Genomic DNA, 15283 nt, shown 5'->3' on the forward strand with positions numbered 1-15283 from the left:
AACAAGGCCGGTGAACCGCGTATTACACGGTTCGGCCTCTTGTTCCCTATATTACGGCTTACGCCATGCCTGAACGCGCGCGCCTTCGTTGCCGAGGCGGTCGACCGCATTCACCAGCACCAGGTCGGCCGCGCCGAGCCTGGCGTCGTCCGGCACGGTCCAGTCCACGCGCACCGCCGGCACCACCGAGAAGCGCCACTGGCCGCCATGGCGCGCCCAGACCGCATACAGCGCGTTCGCCTTGCCTGGCTTGAACCTGAGCGCGACGCCGTCCTTGGCGCGCGCGGCCGTGACCTGCGGTGTGCCCGGCCCCTCGGACTTCAGCCAGGGGGTGGCCGGCACCAGCGCCTGGCCGCCGTAGGTGCCCGCGCGCAGCTTGTCGCTGATGCCCTCGCGGTTCTGGGTCAGCGCCACCATGCTGAAGTGGACGTGGCCGGTCGCCTGCGGACGCTGGCGCGTCAGGGCGATCTGGTCGATGACCTCCTGTGGCGCGTAGTTCCTGGTCGGCGCGCCGATGCGGCTGGTGAACAGCCCCGGCCACATGTGGCGGCCCTGCGGGTTCTGGCCGATCCAGTAGTCGAGCAGCACCGGATAGGACTGGGCGGTCTGTGCGATCGGCCAGTACAGCTGCGGCGTGAAGTAATCGAGCCAGCCCTTCTCCAGCCACAGCTCGGCGTCCGCATACAGCTTGTCGTACTGCGAGAAGCCGGCGATGCCCGGCGGGCGGCGGTCCGGGCGGCCCAGGCCGAAGGGGCTGATGCCGAAGCGCACCCAGCTCTTTTCCTTGTGAATGCCCTTGTACATCGCTTCGATCAGGCGGTTGACGTTGTCGCGGCGCCAGGAGGGGCGATCGAGCTTGCCGCCGCCGGCCACATAACGGTCCCAGGCCGGGCCGTCGGGGAAGTCGAGCTCCTTGCTCGCGGGCTTGCCGTTGCCGTCCAGCGCCTGCGCATTGCCGGCGACGTCAGGCGCCTCGATCGGGTACGGATAGAAGTAGTCGTCGATGTGCACGCCGTCGATGTCGTAGCGGCGCACCACGTCGAGGATCACGTCCATGGTCTGCTTCGACGCGGCTTCTTCGCCCGGATCCATCCACATGAACTTCCCGTAGCGCTTGACCGCGTGCGGGATGGTGTTGGTGATGTGGTTGGGCGCGGCCGGCGTGCGCGCATTGTCGTGGCGTGCGCGGTAGGGATTGAACCAGGCGTGCAGTTCGAGGCCGCGCGCATGCGCTTCCTTGACCCAGAACGCGAGCGGATCGTACATCGGCGACGGCGGCTTGCCCTGGGCGCCGGTCAGGTATTCGGTCCAGGGCTCGATCTTCGACGGATAGATCGCATCGGCCGCCGGACGGACCTGCAGCACGATCGCGTTCAGGTTCAGGCTGACTGCGCGATCCAGGATCACGATCGCCTCGGCCTGCTGCTGCGCGGCAGGCAGGCCCGGCTTGCTCGGCCAGTCGATGTTGGCGACGGTCGAGACCCAGGCGGCGCGGAATTCGCGCGGGGCCGGTGGCGGCGTATCGGCGGTTCCGGCGCCGGGAACGGTCGGCTGGGTGGTGCAGGCAGTCAGGAAGCTGCCCAGGGTCAGCGCACCGGCCATACCGGCCATGCCGGCCAGGGTGAATGCACGTTTTTTCAAATCCGGCTTCAAATCCGCTCCTTCATTCTTTTCAGACTTTGACGAACCACCGCTTGCGCCACATGCCGTACGCGATCGCGAACATGCAGGCGTTGAACAGGATGGCATATAACAGGGAGGTATTGGCGGCGCCCAGCGGCAGCGCCTTGATCGGCGCATACAGCGTGCGGCCGAGCGACAGCTGGTTGCCGCTTGGTCCCGCCAGCTTGATAAAACCGAGCATCTTGGCGACGAAGCCCGAGAACGCGAAGATGAACAGCGCGTTCATGCCATAAATGACGAAGGGTTTGGCCCAGGCCGCGGCGCGCTCGCGCACGACGGCGTAGGGGTTGGCGTCGAGCAGCCAGTAGAACATGCCGAAGGCGAGCAGCGCCCAGCCGGTCATCCACAGGCAGTAGGACACCGTCCACAGGCTCTTGTTGATCGGCATGAGCACCGCATCCAGGCTCGATCCCAGCGCCAGGAACACCAGGCCGGCGAACAGCATCCATGCGGTCTGCTCGATGCGCGGCACATTCAGGGCCAGCAGGCGCCCGGCGAGCACGCCGAACAGCTGGCTGCACAGGGCCGGGATGGTGCTGATCAAGCCTTCCGGGTCCCAGGTCTTGGCCTGCACCCACAGGTGGCCGTCCAGCAGCATGCGGTCGACGTATGCGCCGAAGTCCTGGCCGGGCTCCAGTACGCCGGCCCCGATGCCGGGCACCGGCACCCACAGCATCAGCACCGAGTACAGCGCCAGCAGCGCGGCGATCACGGCCAGCTGCGCGCGCCAGCCGAGGTAGACGACCAGCGGCGCCGCCAGCAGCGTGCACAGGGCGATGCGTTGCAGCACGCCCGGGATGCGCACGGTCTCGAAGTCGAAGCGCGGGATGAGGTTCAGCAGGAAGCCGATCAGGAAGATCAGCGCGGCGCGTTTCGCCAGCTTGAGCAGCAGGCGCGGCTTGTCGGCGCCTGCTGCCGCCAGGCGCCCGAGCGACAGGGTCATGGCGACGCCGCCGATGAACAGGAAGAAGGGGAAGATGCAGTCGGTGAAGGTCCAGCCGTGCCATTTGGCGTGGGCCAGTTGCGCATGCAGGTTGCCCCAGTCGCCCGGATTGTTCACGAGGACCATCGCGGCGATGGTAAAGCCGCGGAAGGCGTCGAGGGAAGTCAGGCGCACGGGTGCATCGGGCATTGCTGCATGGTCTCCTTGTGATTGTTCTGTAGGGTGGTCGGCTGCGCCGGCCACCCTACTTCTTGCCGAACTCGGGGTCGATCTTCACCAGTGCCGCCATGATGAAGGCGGGGATCGTGGACAGGCAGGCCCAGATGAAGAAGTGCTTGTAGCCGAGGTATTCCTGCAGGTCGCCGCTCCACATGCCCGGCACCATCATGCCGAGGGCCATCAGGCCGGTGCAGATCGCGTAGTGGGCGGTCTTGTGCTCGCCCTCGCAGACCATGATCATGTACAGCATCATCGCGGTGAAGCCGAAACCGTAGCCGAACTGCTCGATGGCCAGCGACGCGCAGACCACGGCGAAGCTGGTCGGCTGCGTCTGCGACAGGTAGACGAACACCAGGTCCGGCAGGTGCACCGCGAACACCATCAACCACAGGCAGCGCTTCAGGCCCAGGCGCGAGATCAGGTAGCCGCCGGCCAGCCCGCCCAGGGTGAGGAAGGCGATGCCGATGGTGCCGTAGGCGATGCCGTACTGCTCGGTGGTCAAGCCCAGGCCGCCCTCGGCCAGCGAATCCTTGAGGAAGGGCGCCACCAGCTTCAGGAGCTGGGCCTCGCCCAGGCGGAAGGTCAGGATGAAGCCGAGGATCAGCCAGATGTCGCGCTTGCGGAAGAACAGCGCGAAGGTGGTGAAGAAGTCGCGCAGCGGATTGCTGGTGCCGGCCACCTTGTGGTCGCTGTCCGGCTTGGGCAAGACCAGCTGGTGCCACATGAAGGCCGCGAAGAACAGGCCGGCCAGCACGAAGAACACGATCGACCAGGCCTGGTTGACGTCGCCCAGTTGGGTAGCCAGGTAACCGGCCAGCACCACCAGCGGCCCCTGCCCCGCCAGCGTCGCCAGGCGATAGAAGGTCGAGCGCACCCCGACGAACGCGGCCTGTTGCTGCTGGCGCAGGCCGAGCATGTAGAAACCGTCGGCCGAGATGTCGTGGGTGGCGGAACTGAAGGCCATCAGCCACATCACGGCCAGGCTGGCGACGAAGAAGTTGGGCAGGTGCAGCGACATGCCCACCGCAACCAGCGACGCCGCGACCGCGAGTTGCAGCAGCACGGTCCAGCGGCGCTTGGTGCCGAACATGTCGACGATCGGCGACCACAGGGGCTTGATCACCCAGGGCAGGTACAGCAAGCTGGTATAGAAGGCGATGTCGGAGTTGGACACGCCCATGTCCTTGTACATGATGACCGACAGGCTCATCACCACCACGTAGGGGATGGCCTGGGCGAAGTACAGGGACGGCACCCACTGCCACGGGGATTTCGCTTGCGTAGTTTGCATAGTTCTTTCGTGGTCGGCGGGGCCCGGACGCCCCGCTCTTATGCGATGGCTTCGCGCACGCTGCCGTGCGCCGCCTCCAGGAGGGCCTGCGCCTGCTCGACACTGGTTTGTTTGATCAAGGCCACCACCGCGGTCTTGACGTGGTAGCCGCACTGCTCCAGCACCGCCTGCGCGGCTGCCTCGTCGGCGCCGCTGGCGAACATGGTCAGGCGGATGGCGCGTCGCACCAGCTTGGCGTTGGTAGCCTTCAAGTCTACCATCAGGTTGCCGTACACCTTGTGCAGGCGAACCATCAGCGCGCTGGAGAAGGTGTTCAGGGCGATCTTCTGCGAGGTGCCGGCCTTCAGGCGGGTCGAGCCCGAGATGACTTCCGGGCCGGTGTCGAGGGTGACGCCGATCTCGGCATCCATGGCCACCGGCGCGTCGGCGTTGTTGGCGAAGCCGATCGTCAGCGCGCCGAGTTCGCGCGCGGCTTTCAACGCGCCCAGCACGTAAGGGGTGAAGCCGGAAGCAGCGATCAGCAGCACCACGTCGTTGGCGCCCACGTTCACGTTGTTCAGGTCGGCGGCGCCCTGGTCGAAGTCGTCCTCGGCGCCTTCGACCGCGACGAACATCGCGTCCTGGCCGCCGGCCAGCAGCGCCACCGCGCGCTCGTGCGGCCACGAGAAGGTCGGGTACAGCTCGACGCTGTCGAGCACGCCGAGGCGGCCCGAGGTGCCGGCGCCGACGTAGATCAGGCGCCCGCCCGCTTCCACGCGCGGCAGCGCGGCGGTGACGGCGGCGGCAATGCGCGGCGCGGCGGCGCGCACCGCATTGACCGCATTGAGCTGGTCGTCCACCAGGACGTTGACCAGTTCCACGGTCGGGTACTGGTCGAGGGAAGCGTGGTCCTGGGCCGGGGTTTCGGTTTTCAGCATTGCCGTGTCTTCTAGGAGCAAAGTAATCGATGAAACCAGTGTAATACCAATTGCGGCAAGTGGCTCATGAAAGCTGCGGCCGTCATCATGCCGAAAAGTTATGCTGGGCGGCGCAACTCGGCCACGAAGTCGTAGTGGTCGCTCAGGCAGTAGGAATGCGTCAGCTCCACCGGCTCGCCCGATTCCAGGTAGCCGACGCGGGTGATGAACAGGACCGCGCGGCCTTCCGGCACGGCCAGGCGCGCCGCCAGTTCGGCCGGCGCATTCATCGCGCGCAGGTGCTGCAGCGCGCGCACCGGCATGTGCCCGGTCTTGGCCAGGTGCGCATACAGCGAACCGCCGACGTTCTCGGGCCGCGGCAGCACGGTGGCCGGGATCACGCTCACTTCATAGGCCATCACGACCTCGTCGGCCAGGCGCAGGCGCTCGAGGCGGGCCACGCGGGCGTTCGGCGACAGCCCGAGCGAGAGCTGCTCGTCGGCCTCGGCCAGCACCACCTCGCGCCGCAGCCAGTGGCTGCTCGGGGTATAGCCGCGCTGCTGCAGCTGTTCGGAAAAGCTCGACAGGTCCGACAGCGGCTGCTCGATGCGCGGCGCGATGTAATTGCCGGAACCGCGCCGGCGCACCACCAGCCCCTGGTCGACCAGCTGGTCGATCGCCTTGCGCGCGGTGACGCGCGAGACGTCGAGCTGCTCGGACAGGGTGCGTTCGGACGGCAGCGCCTGGTCGGCCTGGTAGCGGCCGTCGCGCACGTCTTGTGCGAGCTTGCGCGCCAGCTGCATGTACAGCGGCGAGTTGTCGGTCAGGTCGACCTGGAAGGCGGGGGTGCTTGTCGTCATCGGCAGCAGGCTGTGGGGGTTGACCAAAGTGTAATGGCTCCATCTGTTGCCGACACATTGCAGTCCATGAAAAAGCATGGTGCACACATTCGCCTGGCTTATGGACAGCTTGAAGCGCCGTCGCCGACCGCCGCTGCAAGGCGCAGCAGCTTCGTCAAACTGTGCTTATGAGCATACCACTTTAGACCAATATAAAACGGTTATGCCAAGTTGACGGCTATTCATTTGGCAATCCTTCCTGTCACTCCGTATGCTCAACCAAAGGTTTACATATTTCACAAATAAACACAGGCAGAAGGAGACCGGGATGAACGAGCGCAGGCGCAGCTTGCTGGGCATGGCCCTGCTGGGCGCGGTCGAGCCGCTGCTGGCGGCGCCGCTGTCCTCCGCGGCCGCGCCGCTCCTCCCCGCCGCAGCGCGCCGGGCCCTGGACGCCGAACTGGCGGCCGTGGTCGACGACCCGGCGCTGCAGCTGGCCAGCCTGTCGGTGGTGGCGATCCGCGCCGGCCAGCCGGTGTACGAACAGGCTTTCGGGCGCCGCTATATCGGCAACGGCGCCCTGTCCGACAAGCCGGCCACGCCCGCGACCCTGTTCCGCATCGCCTCGATCTCCAAGATGATGACCACGCTGGGCCTGATGCGCCTGGTCGAAGCGGGCCGCATGGAGCTCGAGGCCGACGTCTCGGCCTACCTGGGCTTCAGCCTGCGCAACCCGCATTTTCCCGATCGCGTCATCAGCCTGCGCAGCCTGCTCACGCATACCTCCTCGCTGCGCGACGAAGGCGGCTATTCCTGGCCGTTGTCGACTGCCCTGAAGGACGTGCTGGTGCCGGGCGCTCCGCTGTACGGCGAAGGCAAGATGTGGTCCGGGCGCGCCGGCCCGGGCGAGTACTTCACCTACTGTAACCTCGGCTGGGGCGTGATCGGCACCGCGATGGAGCGCGTGACGGGCGAGCGCTTCGACCTCCTGATGCAGCGCCTGCTGCTGCAGCCGCTCGGCATCGTTGCCGGCTACAACCCGTCGGCGCTGCCGCCGGCGGCGCTGGCGAACCTGGCGACGCTGTACCGCAAGCGCACGACCGACACCGAGATCTGGAACGCGGACGGTCCCTGGATTCCCCAGGTCGACGATTATTCGGCCACACCGCCGGCGCCTCCGGCCGGCATCGCCGCCTACGTCCCCGGCGCCAACGCCACGCCCTTCAGCCCCACCGGCGGCCTGCGCATCTCGGCGCGCGACATGGGCGTGATCATGCGGATGCTGATGAACGGCGGCGTGCATGGGACGACGCGGCTGTTCCAGCGCGCCACGCTCGAGCGCATGTTCGCGCGCCACTGGACCATCGACGACAAGGGCGGCAACGGCGATTCGCTGAACGGCTTCTTCCCTGCCTGGGGCCTGGGCAATGCCCATTTCCCGGACCGCCCCGGCTCCGGACTGGTCGAGGGCGGCGGCTTCGATGCGGTCGGCCACTCGGGCGACGCCTATGGCCTGATTTCGGTGTTCGCGGCCGACCTGGCGCGCGGCAACGGCCTGATCATGCTGGCGGGCGGCAGCTCGGCCGATCCGGAACTGCAACGCGGACGCTATTCGGCACGGGCGCGCTTCGAGGAACGCATCCTCAGTGCGCTGTACCGCCATGCCATTGTCACAAACATCGCGCAACAGGCCGCAACATGAGGCCAATGCGTACATATATGCCGGTTATGGCGCTTGGCGCGAGTTTCATTGGCCGCGCTGCGGCCGAGCGCCTAAGCTCATCACCCCAGTTCAAAAAGAAGAAGAGTGCAGGATGCAGCAAGTAGTGCAAGCAAATGAGCAAGTCCTCGTCATCGGTGGCGGCGTGGTCGGCCTGGCCTCGGCCTGGTGGCTGGCGGAGGCCGGCTACCGGGTGCGCCTGCTCGAGCGCGCGTCCGAGGTCGGCAGCGGCGCCAGCTACGGCAACGGCGGGCAGCTCAGCTACCGCTACGTCTCGCCGCTGGCCGACGAGGGCGTGCCGCTGAAGGCCCTGCAATGGATGTTCCAGGACACCGGCCCGCTGCACTTCCGCCCGGAAGCCGACCTGCGCCAGTACCGCTGGCTGGCCAGCTTCCTGGCGCACTGCCGCGCCGACGTCAACCGCCGCACCACCGACAAGCTGCTGCAGCTGGGCGAGCTGTCGCGCCAGGGCATGAAGCAGCTCGAAGTCACCATCCCGCTCGAGGAATTCGACTGGCGCGACGCCGGCAAGCTGGTGGTCTACCGCTCGCGCGACGTGTTCGAGAAGGCGGCCGGGAAGCCAGGCGCCGGCGAGATCTGGTCCGCCGCCGAATGCGCCGCGCGCGAACCCTCGCTGGGCGCGGCCGAGCCGCTGCTGGCCGGCGGCATCTACAACAGCGGCGAAGCGGTGGCCGACTGCCACGCCTTCTGCCTGGCGCTGGCCGCGCGCCTGCGCGCCCACCCGCGTTTCGAGGGCTTCGTCCATGGCGAAGCGCGGCGCCTGGTGGCCGATCGGGGCCGCATCGCCGGCATCGACACCGACCAGGGCATGATCCAGGCCGACAGCTACGTGCTGGCGGCCGGCATCCAGAGCCGCAGCCTGGCCGACACGGTCGGCATCGCGCTGCCGCTCTATCCGCTCAAGGGCTACAGCCTGACGGCGCCGATCCGCGCCGACGACGTCGCGCCGGAAATCAGCGTCACCGACTTCGAGCGCAAGGTGCTGTACGCGCGCATCGGCGACAAGCTGCGCGTGGCCGCCATGGTCGACATGGTCGGCGAAGACCTGCGCCCCAATCCGAAGCGGGTGGACAGCCTGACCCGCCAGGTAAAGGAGACCATGCCGCGCGCGGCCGACTACTCGCAACTGTCGGTCTGGGCCGGCCTGCGCCCGGCCACCCCGAGCAGCGCCCCGATCATCGGCGCCACCCGCTACGGCAACCTGTGGCTGAACGTCGGCCATGGCCCGCTGGGCTTTACCTTCGCCTGCGGCAGCGCCAGCCTGCTGGCCGGCGTCATGAAGGGCGAGGCGCCTCCGTTCTCCCTGGATGGCCTGACCCTGCGCGGCTGACCCGCCACGCATAACGCCTGCCGCATCCGCCATGAGGAAATGGCGGATAATGACGGCCATGTCCAAAACGACCATCCCCGGTGCCTGCCCCTGCGGCGGGCCGTCCCTTGGCGCCTGCTGCGGTCCGTTCATCGAAGGCAGCGCCCTGCCGCCCAGCGCCGAGACCTTGATGCGCTCGCGCTACACCGCGTATACGCTGAAAAACGCGCCCTATCTGCTCGCCACCTGGCATCCGACCACCCGTCCGACCGAACCGCTCTTCGATGATCAGGAACCAATCCGCTGGCTCGGGCTTGAGATAAAATCTGCTTTACGTTTACGTCAACGTAAAGTAAATTCACCGGATGATCCAGACAGTGACACCGTCGAATTCGTCGCCCGTTTCAAGGTGGCCGGGCGTGCGCATCGGCTCCATGAAGTGAGCCGTTTCCTGCGCGAGCCCGACCCGAAGACCGGGGCGCCGCGCTGGTATTACGTGGACGGAAGTTTCCCCAAATAAACAAAAGTCAAGAGACAACAGAGGACGGCAATGCCCCAGATCGAGAGCAAACTGAATCCGCGCGGTGAAGATTTCAAAGCCAACGCCGCGGCCATGCAAGCCATCGTCGACGACCTGCGCGCCAAGGTCGCGCAGATGGCCCAGGGCGGCGGCGAAGCCGCGAGCGCCAAGCACGTCGCCCGCGGCAAGCTGCTGCCGCGCGACCGCGTGCAGATGCTGCTCGACCCGGGCACGCCCTTCCTCGAGTTCTCGCAACTGGCCGCCTACGAGATGTACGAGGGTGCGGCGCCAAGCGCCGGGATCATCACCGGCATCGGCCGTGTGGCCGGCCAGGAATGCGTGATCGTCTGTAACGACGCCACCGTCAAGGGCGGTACCTACTACCCGATGACGGTCAAAAAACACCTGCGCGCCCAGGAGATCGCCGAGCAGAACCACCTGCCCTGCATCTACCTGGTCGACTCGGGCGGCGCCAACCTGCCGAACCAGGACGACGTATTCCCGGACCGCGACCACTTCGGCCGCATCTTCTATAACCAGGCGAATCTCTCCGCCAAGGGCATCCCGCAGATCGCGGTGGTGATGGGCTCCTGCACCGCCGGCGGCGCCTACGTGCCGGCCATGAGCGACGAATCGATCATCGTCAAGGAACAGGGCACCATTTTCCTGGGCGGCCCGCCGCTGGTAAAGGCGGCCACCGGCGAAGTGGTCACCGCCGAAGACCTGGGCGGCGGCGACGTCCATACCCGCCTGTCGGGCGTGGCCGACCACCTGGCGCAGAACGACCTGCACGCGCTGTCGCTGGCGCGCACCATCGTGTCGAACCTGAACCGCGTCAAGCCGCAACAAGGCGCGCTGCGCGAAAGCGTGGAACCGAAATACGCGTCGGAAGAACTGTACGGCGTGATCCCGGTCGATACCCGCAAGCCGTTCGACGTGCGCGAAGTGATCGCGCGCGTGGTCGACGGCAGCGAATTCGACGAGTTCAAGGCGCGCTACGGCACCACGCTGGTGTGCGGCTTTGCCCACATCTACGGCATGAAGGTCGGCATCATCGCCAACAACGGCATCCTGTTCTCGGAGTCGGCGCTCAAGGGCGCCCACTTCATCGAGCTGTGCTGCCAGCGCAAGATTCCGCTGGTGTTCCTGCAAAATATCACGGGCTTCATGGTCGGCCGCAAGTACGAGAACGAAGGCATCGCCCGCAACGGCGCCAAGATGGTCACGGCCGTCGCCACCGCCTCGGTGCCGAAGTTCACCGTGATCATCGGCGGCTCCTTCGGCGCCGGCAACTACGGCATGTGCGGGCGCGCGTTCTCTCCGCGCTTCCTGTGGATGTGGCCGAACGCGCGCATCTCGGTGATGGGCGGCGACCAGGCGGCCTCGGTGCTGGCGACAGTAAAACGCGACGGCATCGAAGGCAAGGGCGGCCAGTGGTCGCCCGAGGAAGAAGCGGCCTTCAAGCAGCCGATCAAGGAGCAGTACGAGCACCAGGGCCACCCCTATTATGCGTCGGCGCGCCTGTGGGACGACGGCGTGATCGACCCGGCCGACACCCGCACCGTGCTGGGCCTGGGTCTCTCGGCCGCGCTGAACGCGCCGATCGAGGACACCAAGTTCGGCGTGTTCCGCATGTAAGGGAGAACAAGAACATGGAATACCAGACGCTGACCGTCGCGATCGACGACAAGGTGGCCGCCGTCACCCTCAACCGTCCCGACCTGCGCAATGCCTTCAACGAGCACGCCATCGCGGAACTGGCGCTGGCCTTCGACGAACTCGGACGCAATGAACAGGTGCGCGCCATCGTGCTGGCCGCCAACGGCCCGGCCTTCTGCGCCGGCGCCGACCTGAACTGGATGAAGAAGATGGCCGGCTACTCGCACAGCGAGAACCAGCAGGATGCCGCGCGCCTGGCCGACATGCTGCGCACCATCTACCTGTGCCCGAAGCCCACGGTCGCCAAGGTGCAGGGCGACTGCTACGCCGGCGGCATGGGCCTGGTGGCCGCCTGCGACATCGTGGTCGCCAGCGAGGTGGCGCACTTCTGCCTGTCCGAAGTGAAACTGGGCCTGATCCCGGCCACCATCTCGCCCTACGTCATCAAGGCCATGGGCGAGCAGGCTTCGCGCCGCTACTTCCTCACCGCCGAGCGCTTCGACGCCAGGGAAGCGCATCGCATCGGCTTCGCCCACGAGGTCGTGCCGGCGGAGGCGCTGGACGCCACCGTGGCCGGCATCGTGAAGAGCCTGGTGACGAACAGTCCGAACGCCGTGGTGCAGGCGAAAAAGCTGGTGCGCGAGGTCGTGGGCCAGCCGGTCGACGACGCGCTGCTGGCCGATACGGCCAACCGCATCGCGGAAATCCGCGCATCCATGGAGGGCCGCGAAGGCGTCGCTTCCTTCCTCGAGAAGCGCAAGCCGACCTGGCTAAATTAAGTAAACAGTATTAAGTATTGGATTGATTGTGAAGCAGCAAACCTCTTCCGACTGGATCGCACGCAGCCTGCGCAGCGTGTGGCACCCGTGCACCCAGATGCAGCACCACGAAGAGGTGCCGCTGATCGCGGTCAGCCATGGCAAGGGGCCGTGGCTGTACGACCACGAAGGCCGCCGCTACCTGGACGGCATCAGCTCCTGGTGGGTCAACCTGTTCGGCCACGCCAACCCGCGCATCAATGCGGCGCTGAAGCAGCAGCTGGACAAGCTGGAACACGCGATGCTGGCCGGCTTCACCCACGAGCCGGTGATCGAGCTGTCGGAAAAACTCGCGGCCCTCACCGGCCACAACCTCGGCCACGCCTTCTACGCCTCCGACGGCGCGTCGGCGGTCGAGATCGCGATGAAGATGAGCTTCCACGCCTGGCGCAACGCCGGCCATTCGTCCAAGCAGGAATTCGTCTGCCTGCAGGGCAGCTACCACGGCGAGACCATCGGCGCGCTTGCCGTCACCGACGTGCCGCTGTTCAAGGACGCCTACGGCCCGCTGCTGCGCGCCTCGCACGTGGTGCCGGCGCCGGACGCGCGCAACGCGCAAGAGGGCGAATCGGCGCAGGACGTCGCCCGACGCGCCATTGCAGCCGTGCGCACCCTGTTCGAAGAGCGCGGCGACAAGATCGCGGCCATCATCGTCGAGCCGCTGGTGCAGTGCGCCACCGGCATGGCGATGTACGACCCGCTCTACCTGGAACTGCTGCGCGAGCTGTGCGACCAGCACCACGTGCACCTGATCGCCGACGAGATCGCGGTCGGCTGCGGCCGCACCGGCACCTTCTTCGCCTGCGAGCAGGCAGCCATCTGGCCGGACTTCCTGTGCCTGTCGAAAGGCATCAGCGGCGGCTACCTGCCGCTCTCGCTGGTGCTCACCAGCGACGCCATCTACCAGGCCTTCTATAGCGAAGACATTACCCGCGGCTTCCTGCACTCGCACTCCTACACCGGCAATCCGCTGGCCTGCCGCGCGGCCCTGGCCACGCTCGAGATCTTCGAGGAAGACGACGTGCTGAACCGCAACCGCGAGCTGGCCACCAGGCTGACCATCGCGCTGGCGCCGCTGGCCGAGCACGAGCGCGCACAGCACTTCCGCCAGCGCGGCATGATCTTCGCCTTCGACGCGGTCGAGCCTGATGCTGCGCGCGCGTCGAGCTTTGCGCGCCGCTTCTTCACCACCGCCGTGGAGAACGAACTGCTGCTGCGCCCGATCGGCCGCACCGTCTACCTGATGCCGCCCTACGTGCTGGACGACGAGGATGTCGCCGGCCTGGCCGCGCGCACGCAGAAGGTGTTCGAGTCGGTGATCGCGGGCTGAGCATGATGGACCTGATCGCCGACATCGACCGCAAGCTCGACGCACTGGCAACGCAGAGCCTGACGCGCCGCCTGCGCGTGGCCGACAGCCCCTGCGCGCCGCGCCAGGTGGTCGACGGTCGCGCCATGCTGGCCTTCTGCAGCAACGACTACCTCAGCCTGGCGGCACACCCTGCCGTGATCGCGGCGCTGCAGGAAGGCGCGGCGCGCTATGGCGCCGGCAGCGGCGCCTCGCACCTCGTCAGTGGCCACAGCCGCGCGCACGCACTGCTCGAAACGCGCTTCGGCGAATGGCTGGCGCCGCACATCGACCAGGCGCGCGCCTTGTACCTGTGCACCGGCTACATGGCCAACCTGGCGGTGCTCACCGCGCTGGGCGCGGATGCCGACGCAATGATCTTTTCGGAAGCGCTGAACCACGCCTCGCTGATCGACGGCGCGCGCCTGGCCAAGGCCGGCGTCGCGGTCTATCCGCACGGCGACGTCGCGGCGCTCGAACGGCAGCTGGCCGCCAGCACGGCGGCGACCAGGATCGTCGTCACCGACAGCGTGTTCAGCATGGACGGCGACCTGGCGCCGCTGCCCGCGCTGCTGGCCCTGTGCGAACGCCTTGGGGCCTGGCTGGTGGTCGACGACGCCCATGGCTTCGGCGTGCTGGGAGAGCATGGCCGCGGCGCGCTCGAGCATTTCGGGCTGCGCTCGCCCAACCTGGTCTACATCGGCACGCTTGGAAAAGCGGCCGGCGTGGGCGGCGCCTTCGTTGCGGCGCACGCCAGCGTGATCGAACTGCTGGTGCAGCGCGCCCGCCCCTACATCTACACCACGGCCGCACCGCCGGCGCTGGCGCATGCGCTGCAGGCCAGCCTCGACATCATCGGCGGCGACGAAGGCGTGCAGCGCCGCGCCCACCTGGCGGCACTGGTGGAGCACCTGCAGGATGCGCTGCGCCTGCAACGCTGGCAGCTGCTGCCCTCGCGTACCGCGATCCAGCCGGTGATCATCGGCAGCAACGAGGACGCGCTGCGCGTGGCCGCCGGCCTGCACGAGCAGAGCCTGTGGGTGCCGGCGATCCGTCCGCCGACCGTGGCGCCGGGCACGGCGCGCCTGCGCGTGACCCTGTCGGCCGCGCACACCCACGACGACGTGGCGCTGCTGGCACGCGCGCTGAACGAACTGGAAAGGGCCACCGCATGAAGAACCTGAACGAACCCGACCAACCGCTGGCCTTGACGCCCGTGCTCACGGTGCCGGGAAGCGCCGGCGCCCCGGTCGCGACCGAAGCGCCCGCCGAGCCGCAACCGGAAGCGCTGGCCCTGGATGCCGTGCCTTCGCGCTTCTGCTGCTTCGTGACCGGCACCGATACCGAGATCGGCAAGACCTTGATCTCGGCCGCGATCCTGCACAAGCTGGCGGCCAGCGGCCGCCGCGCCTGCGGCATGAAGCCGGTGGCGGCCGGCGCCGAGCTGCGCGACGGCGAGCTCCACAACGAAGACGCCGACATGCTGCGCGCTGCCGGCAACGTGCACCTTCCATCCAGCATCACGACGCCCTTCATGCTGAAGGAACCGGCGGCGCCGCACATCGCCGCCGCCCTCGAGGGCGTGATCATCGAACCGGTGCCGATCCTGGCCGCCTACACCGAAATCCAGGCGGCCTCGGATGCGGTGGTGGTCGAAGGCGTGGGCGGATTCCGGGTGCCCTTCAACGACGATTTCGACAGCGCCGACCTGGCCGCCCAGCTCAACCTGCCGGTGATCCTGGTGGTGGGCATGCGCCTGGGCTGCATCAGCCATGCCTTGCTCACCGTGGAGGCCATCGTGGCGCGCGGCCTGGTGCTGGCCGGCTGGGTCGCCAACACGGTCGACCCCGATATGCGCTTCGAGCTTGACAACATCGACGCGCTGGAACAACGCATTCCGGCGCCGCTGCTGGGCCACGTGCCCCGCCTGGAGAACCCGACGGCCGAAGCCGCCGCAGAATATATCGACCTCGCGGGACTGCCGGGCTGGCATTCCCCGCGCGTCCAGACCTAAGGA

General features: G+C 67.4%; 13 protein-coding genes. 8 read left to right on the top strand and 5 right to left on the bottom strand.

Going from position 1 to position 15283, the window contains the following annotated elements; genetic code table 11:
• Positions 1 to 51 precede the first annotated feature (51 nt).
• The 5 genes from AB3347_RS07535 to AB3347_RS07555 form a co-directional block, all read right to left on the bottom strand.
• Complete coding sequence (locus AB3347_RS07535; protein WP_369091504.1) at positions 52 to 1611, bottom strand: glycoside hydrolase family 10 protein; 1560 nt, start codon at positions 1609 to 1611, stop codon at positions 52 to 54.
• A 61-nt stretch (positions 1612 to 1672) separates the two neighbouring features.
• On the bottom strand, positions 1673 to 2815 hold the full coding sequence (locus AB3347_RS07540; RefSeq protein WP_369091171.1) for an acyltransferase family protein: 1143 nt from the start codon (positions 2813 to 2815) through the stop codon (positions 1673 to 1675).
• A 55-nt stretch (positions 2816 to 2870) separates the two neighbouring features.
• Positions 2871 to 4136 (bottom strand): MFS transporter, encoded by a 1266-nt coding sequence (locus AB3347_RS07545; protein WP_369091172.1) that lies wholly within the window; start codon positions 4134 to 4136, stop codon positions 2871 to 2873.
• A 38-nt stretch (positions 4137 to 4174) separates the two neighbouring features.
• The gene (gene murQ / locus AB3347_RS07550; protein WP_369091173.1) at positions 4175 to 5074 is read right to left on the bottom strand and encodes an N-acetylmuramic acid 6-phosphate etherase; all 900 of its coding nucleotides are present in this window, start codon (positions 5072 to 5074) and stop codon (positions 4175 to 4177) included.
• Between the two features lie 77 nt (positions 5075 to 5151).
• Positions 5152 to 5892: a GntR family transcriptional regulator gene (locus tag AB3347_RS07555; RefSeq protein WP_369091174.1), complete on the bottom strand. Its 741-nt coding sequence runs from the start codon at positions 5890 to 5892 to the stop codon at positions 5152 to 5154.
• 307 nt (positions 5893 to 6199) lie between these two features.
• Here AB3347_RS07555 and AB3347_RS07560 point away from each other — a divergent pair, with 307 nt between their 5' ends.
• The 8 genes from AB3347_RS07560 to bioD all read left to right on the top strand — a co-directional run bounded on the left by AB3347_RS07560 (position 6200) and on the right by bioD (position 15280).
• Positions 6200 to 7573, top strand: a complete 1374-nt coding sequence (locus AB3347_RS07560) for a serine hydrolase domain-containing protein (RefSeq protein ID WP_369091175.1) — start codon at positions 6200 to 6202, stop codon at positions 7571 to 7573.
• A gap of 124 nt (positions 7574 to 7697) precedes the next feature.
• Positions 7698 to 8942: a D-amino acid dehydrogenase gene (locus AB3347_RS07565; protein ID WP_369091176.1), complete on the top strand. Its 1245-nt coding sequence runs from the start codon at positions 7698 to 7700 to the stop codon at positions 8940 to 8942.
• 58 nt (positions 8943 to 9000) lie between these two features.
• Positions 9001 to 9441, top strand: a complete 441-nt coding sequence (locus AB3347_RS07570) for a YchJ family protein (RefSeq protein WP_369091177.1) — start codon at positions 9001 to 9003, stop codon at positions 9439 to 9441.
• 30 nt (positions 9442 to 9471) lie between these two features.
• The gene (locus AB3347_RS07575) at positions 9472 to 11079 is read left to right on the top strand and encodes a carboxyl transferase domain-containing protein (protein ID WP_369091178.1); all 1608 of its coding nucleotides are present in this window, start codon (positions 9472 to 9474) and stop codon (positions 11077 to 11079) included.
• 14 nt (positions 11080 to 11093) lie between these two features.
• Positions 11094 to 11879: an enoyl-CoA hydratase/isomerase family protein gene (locus AB3347_RS07580; protein ID WP_369091179.1), complete on the top strand. Its 786-nt coding sequence runs from the start codon at positions 11094 to 11096 to the stop codon at positions 11877 to 11879.
• A 28-nt stretch (positions 11880 to 11907) separates the two neighbouring features.
• A complete protein-coding gene (gene bioA / locus AB3347_RS07585; RefSeq protein ID WP_369091180.1) occupies positions 11908 to 13248 on the top strand; it encodes an adenosylmethionine--8-amino-7-oxononanoate transaminase in 1341 nt (446 codons plus the stop codon).
• A gap of 5 nt (positions 13249 to 13253) precedes the next feature.
• A complete protein-coding gene (gene bioF, locus AB3347_RS07590) occupies positions 13254 to 14441 on the top strand; it encodes an 8-amino-7-oxononanoate synthase (RefSeq protein ID WP_369091505.1) in 1188 nt (395 codons plus the stop codon).
• The gene (gene bioD / locus AB3347_RS07595; RefSeq protein WP_369091181.1) at positions 14438 to 15280 is read left to right on the top strand and encodes a dethiobiotin synthase; all 843 of its coding nucleotides are present in this window, start codon (positions 14438 to 14440) and stop codon (positions 15278 to 15280) included. The genes bioF and bioD overlap by 4 nt, the downstream gene beginning before the upstream one ends.
• Positions 15281 to 15283: the final 3 nt, after the last annotated feature.

This window comes from Massilia sp. X63, from assembly GCF_041023745.1.
Taxonomy (GTDB): domain Bacteria; phylum Pseudomonadota; class Gammaproteobacteria; order Burkholderiales; family Burkholderiaceae_D; genus Telluria.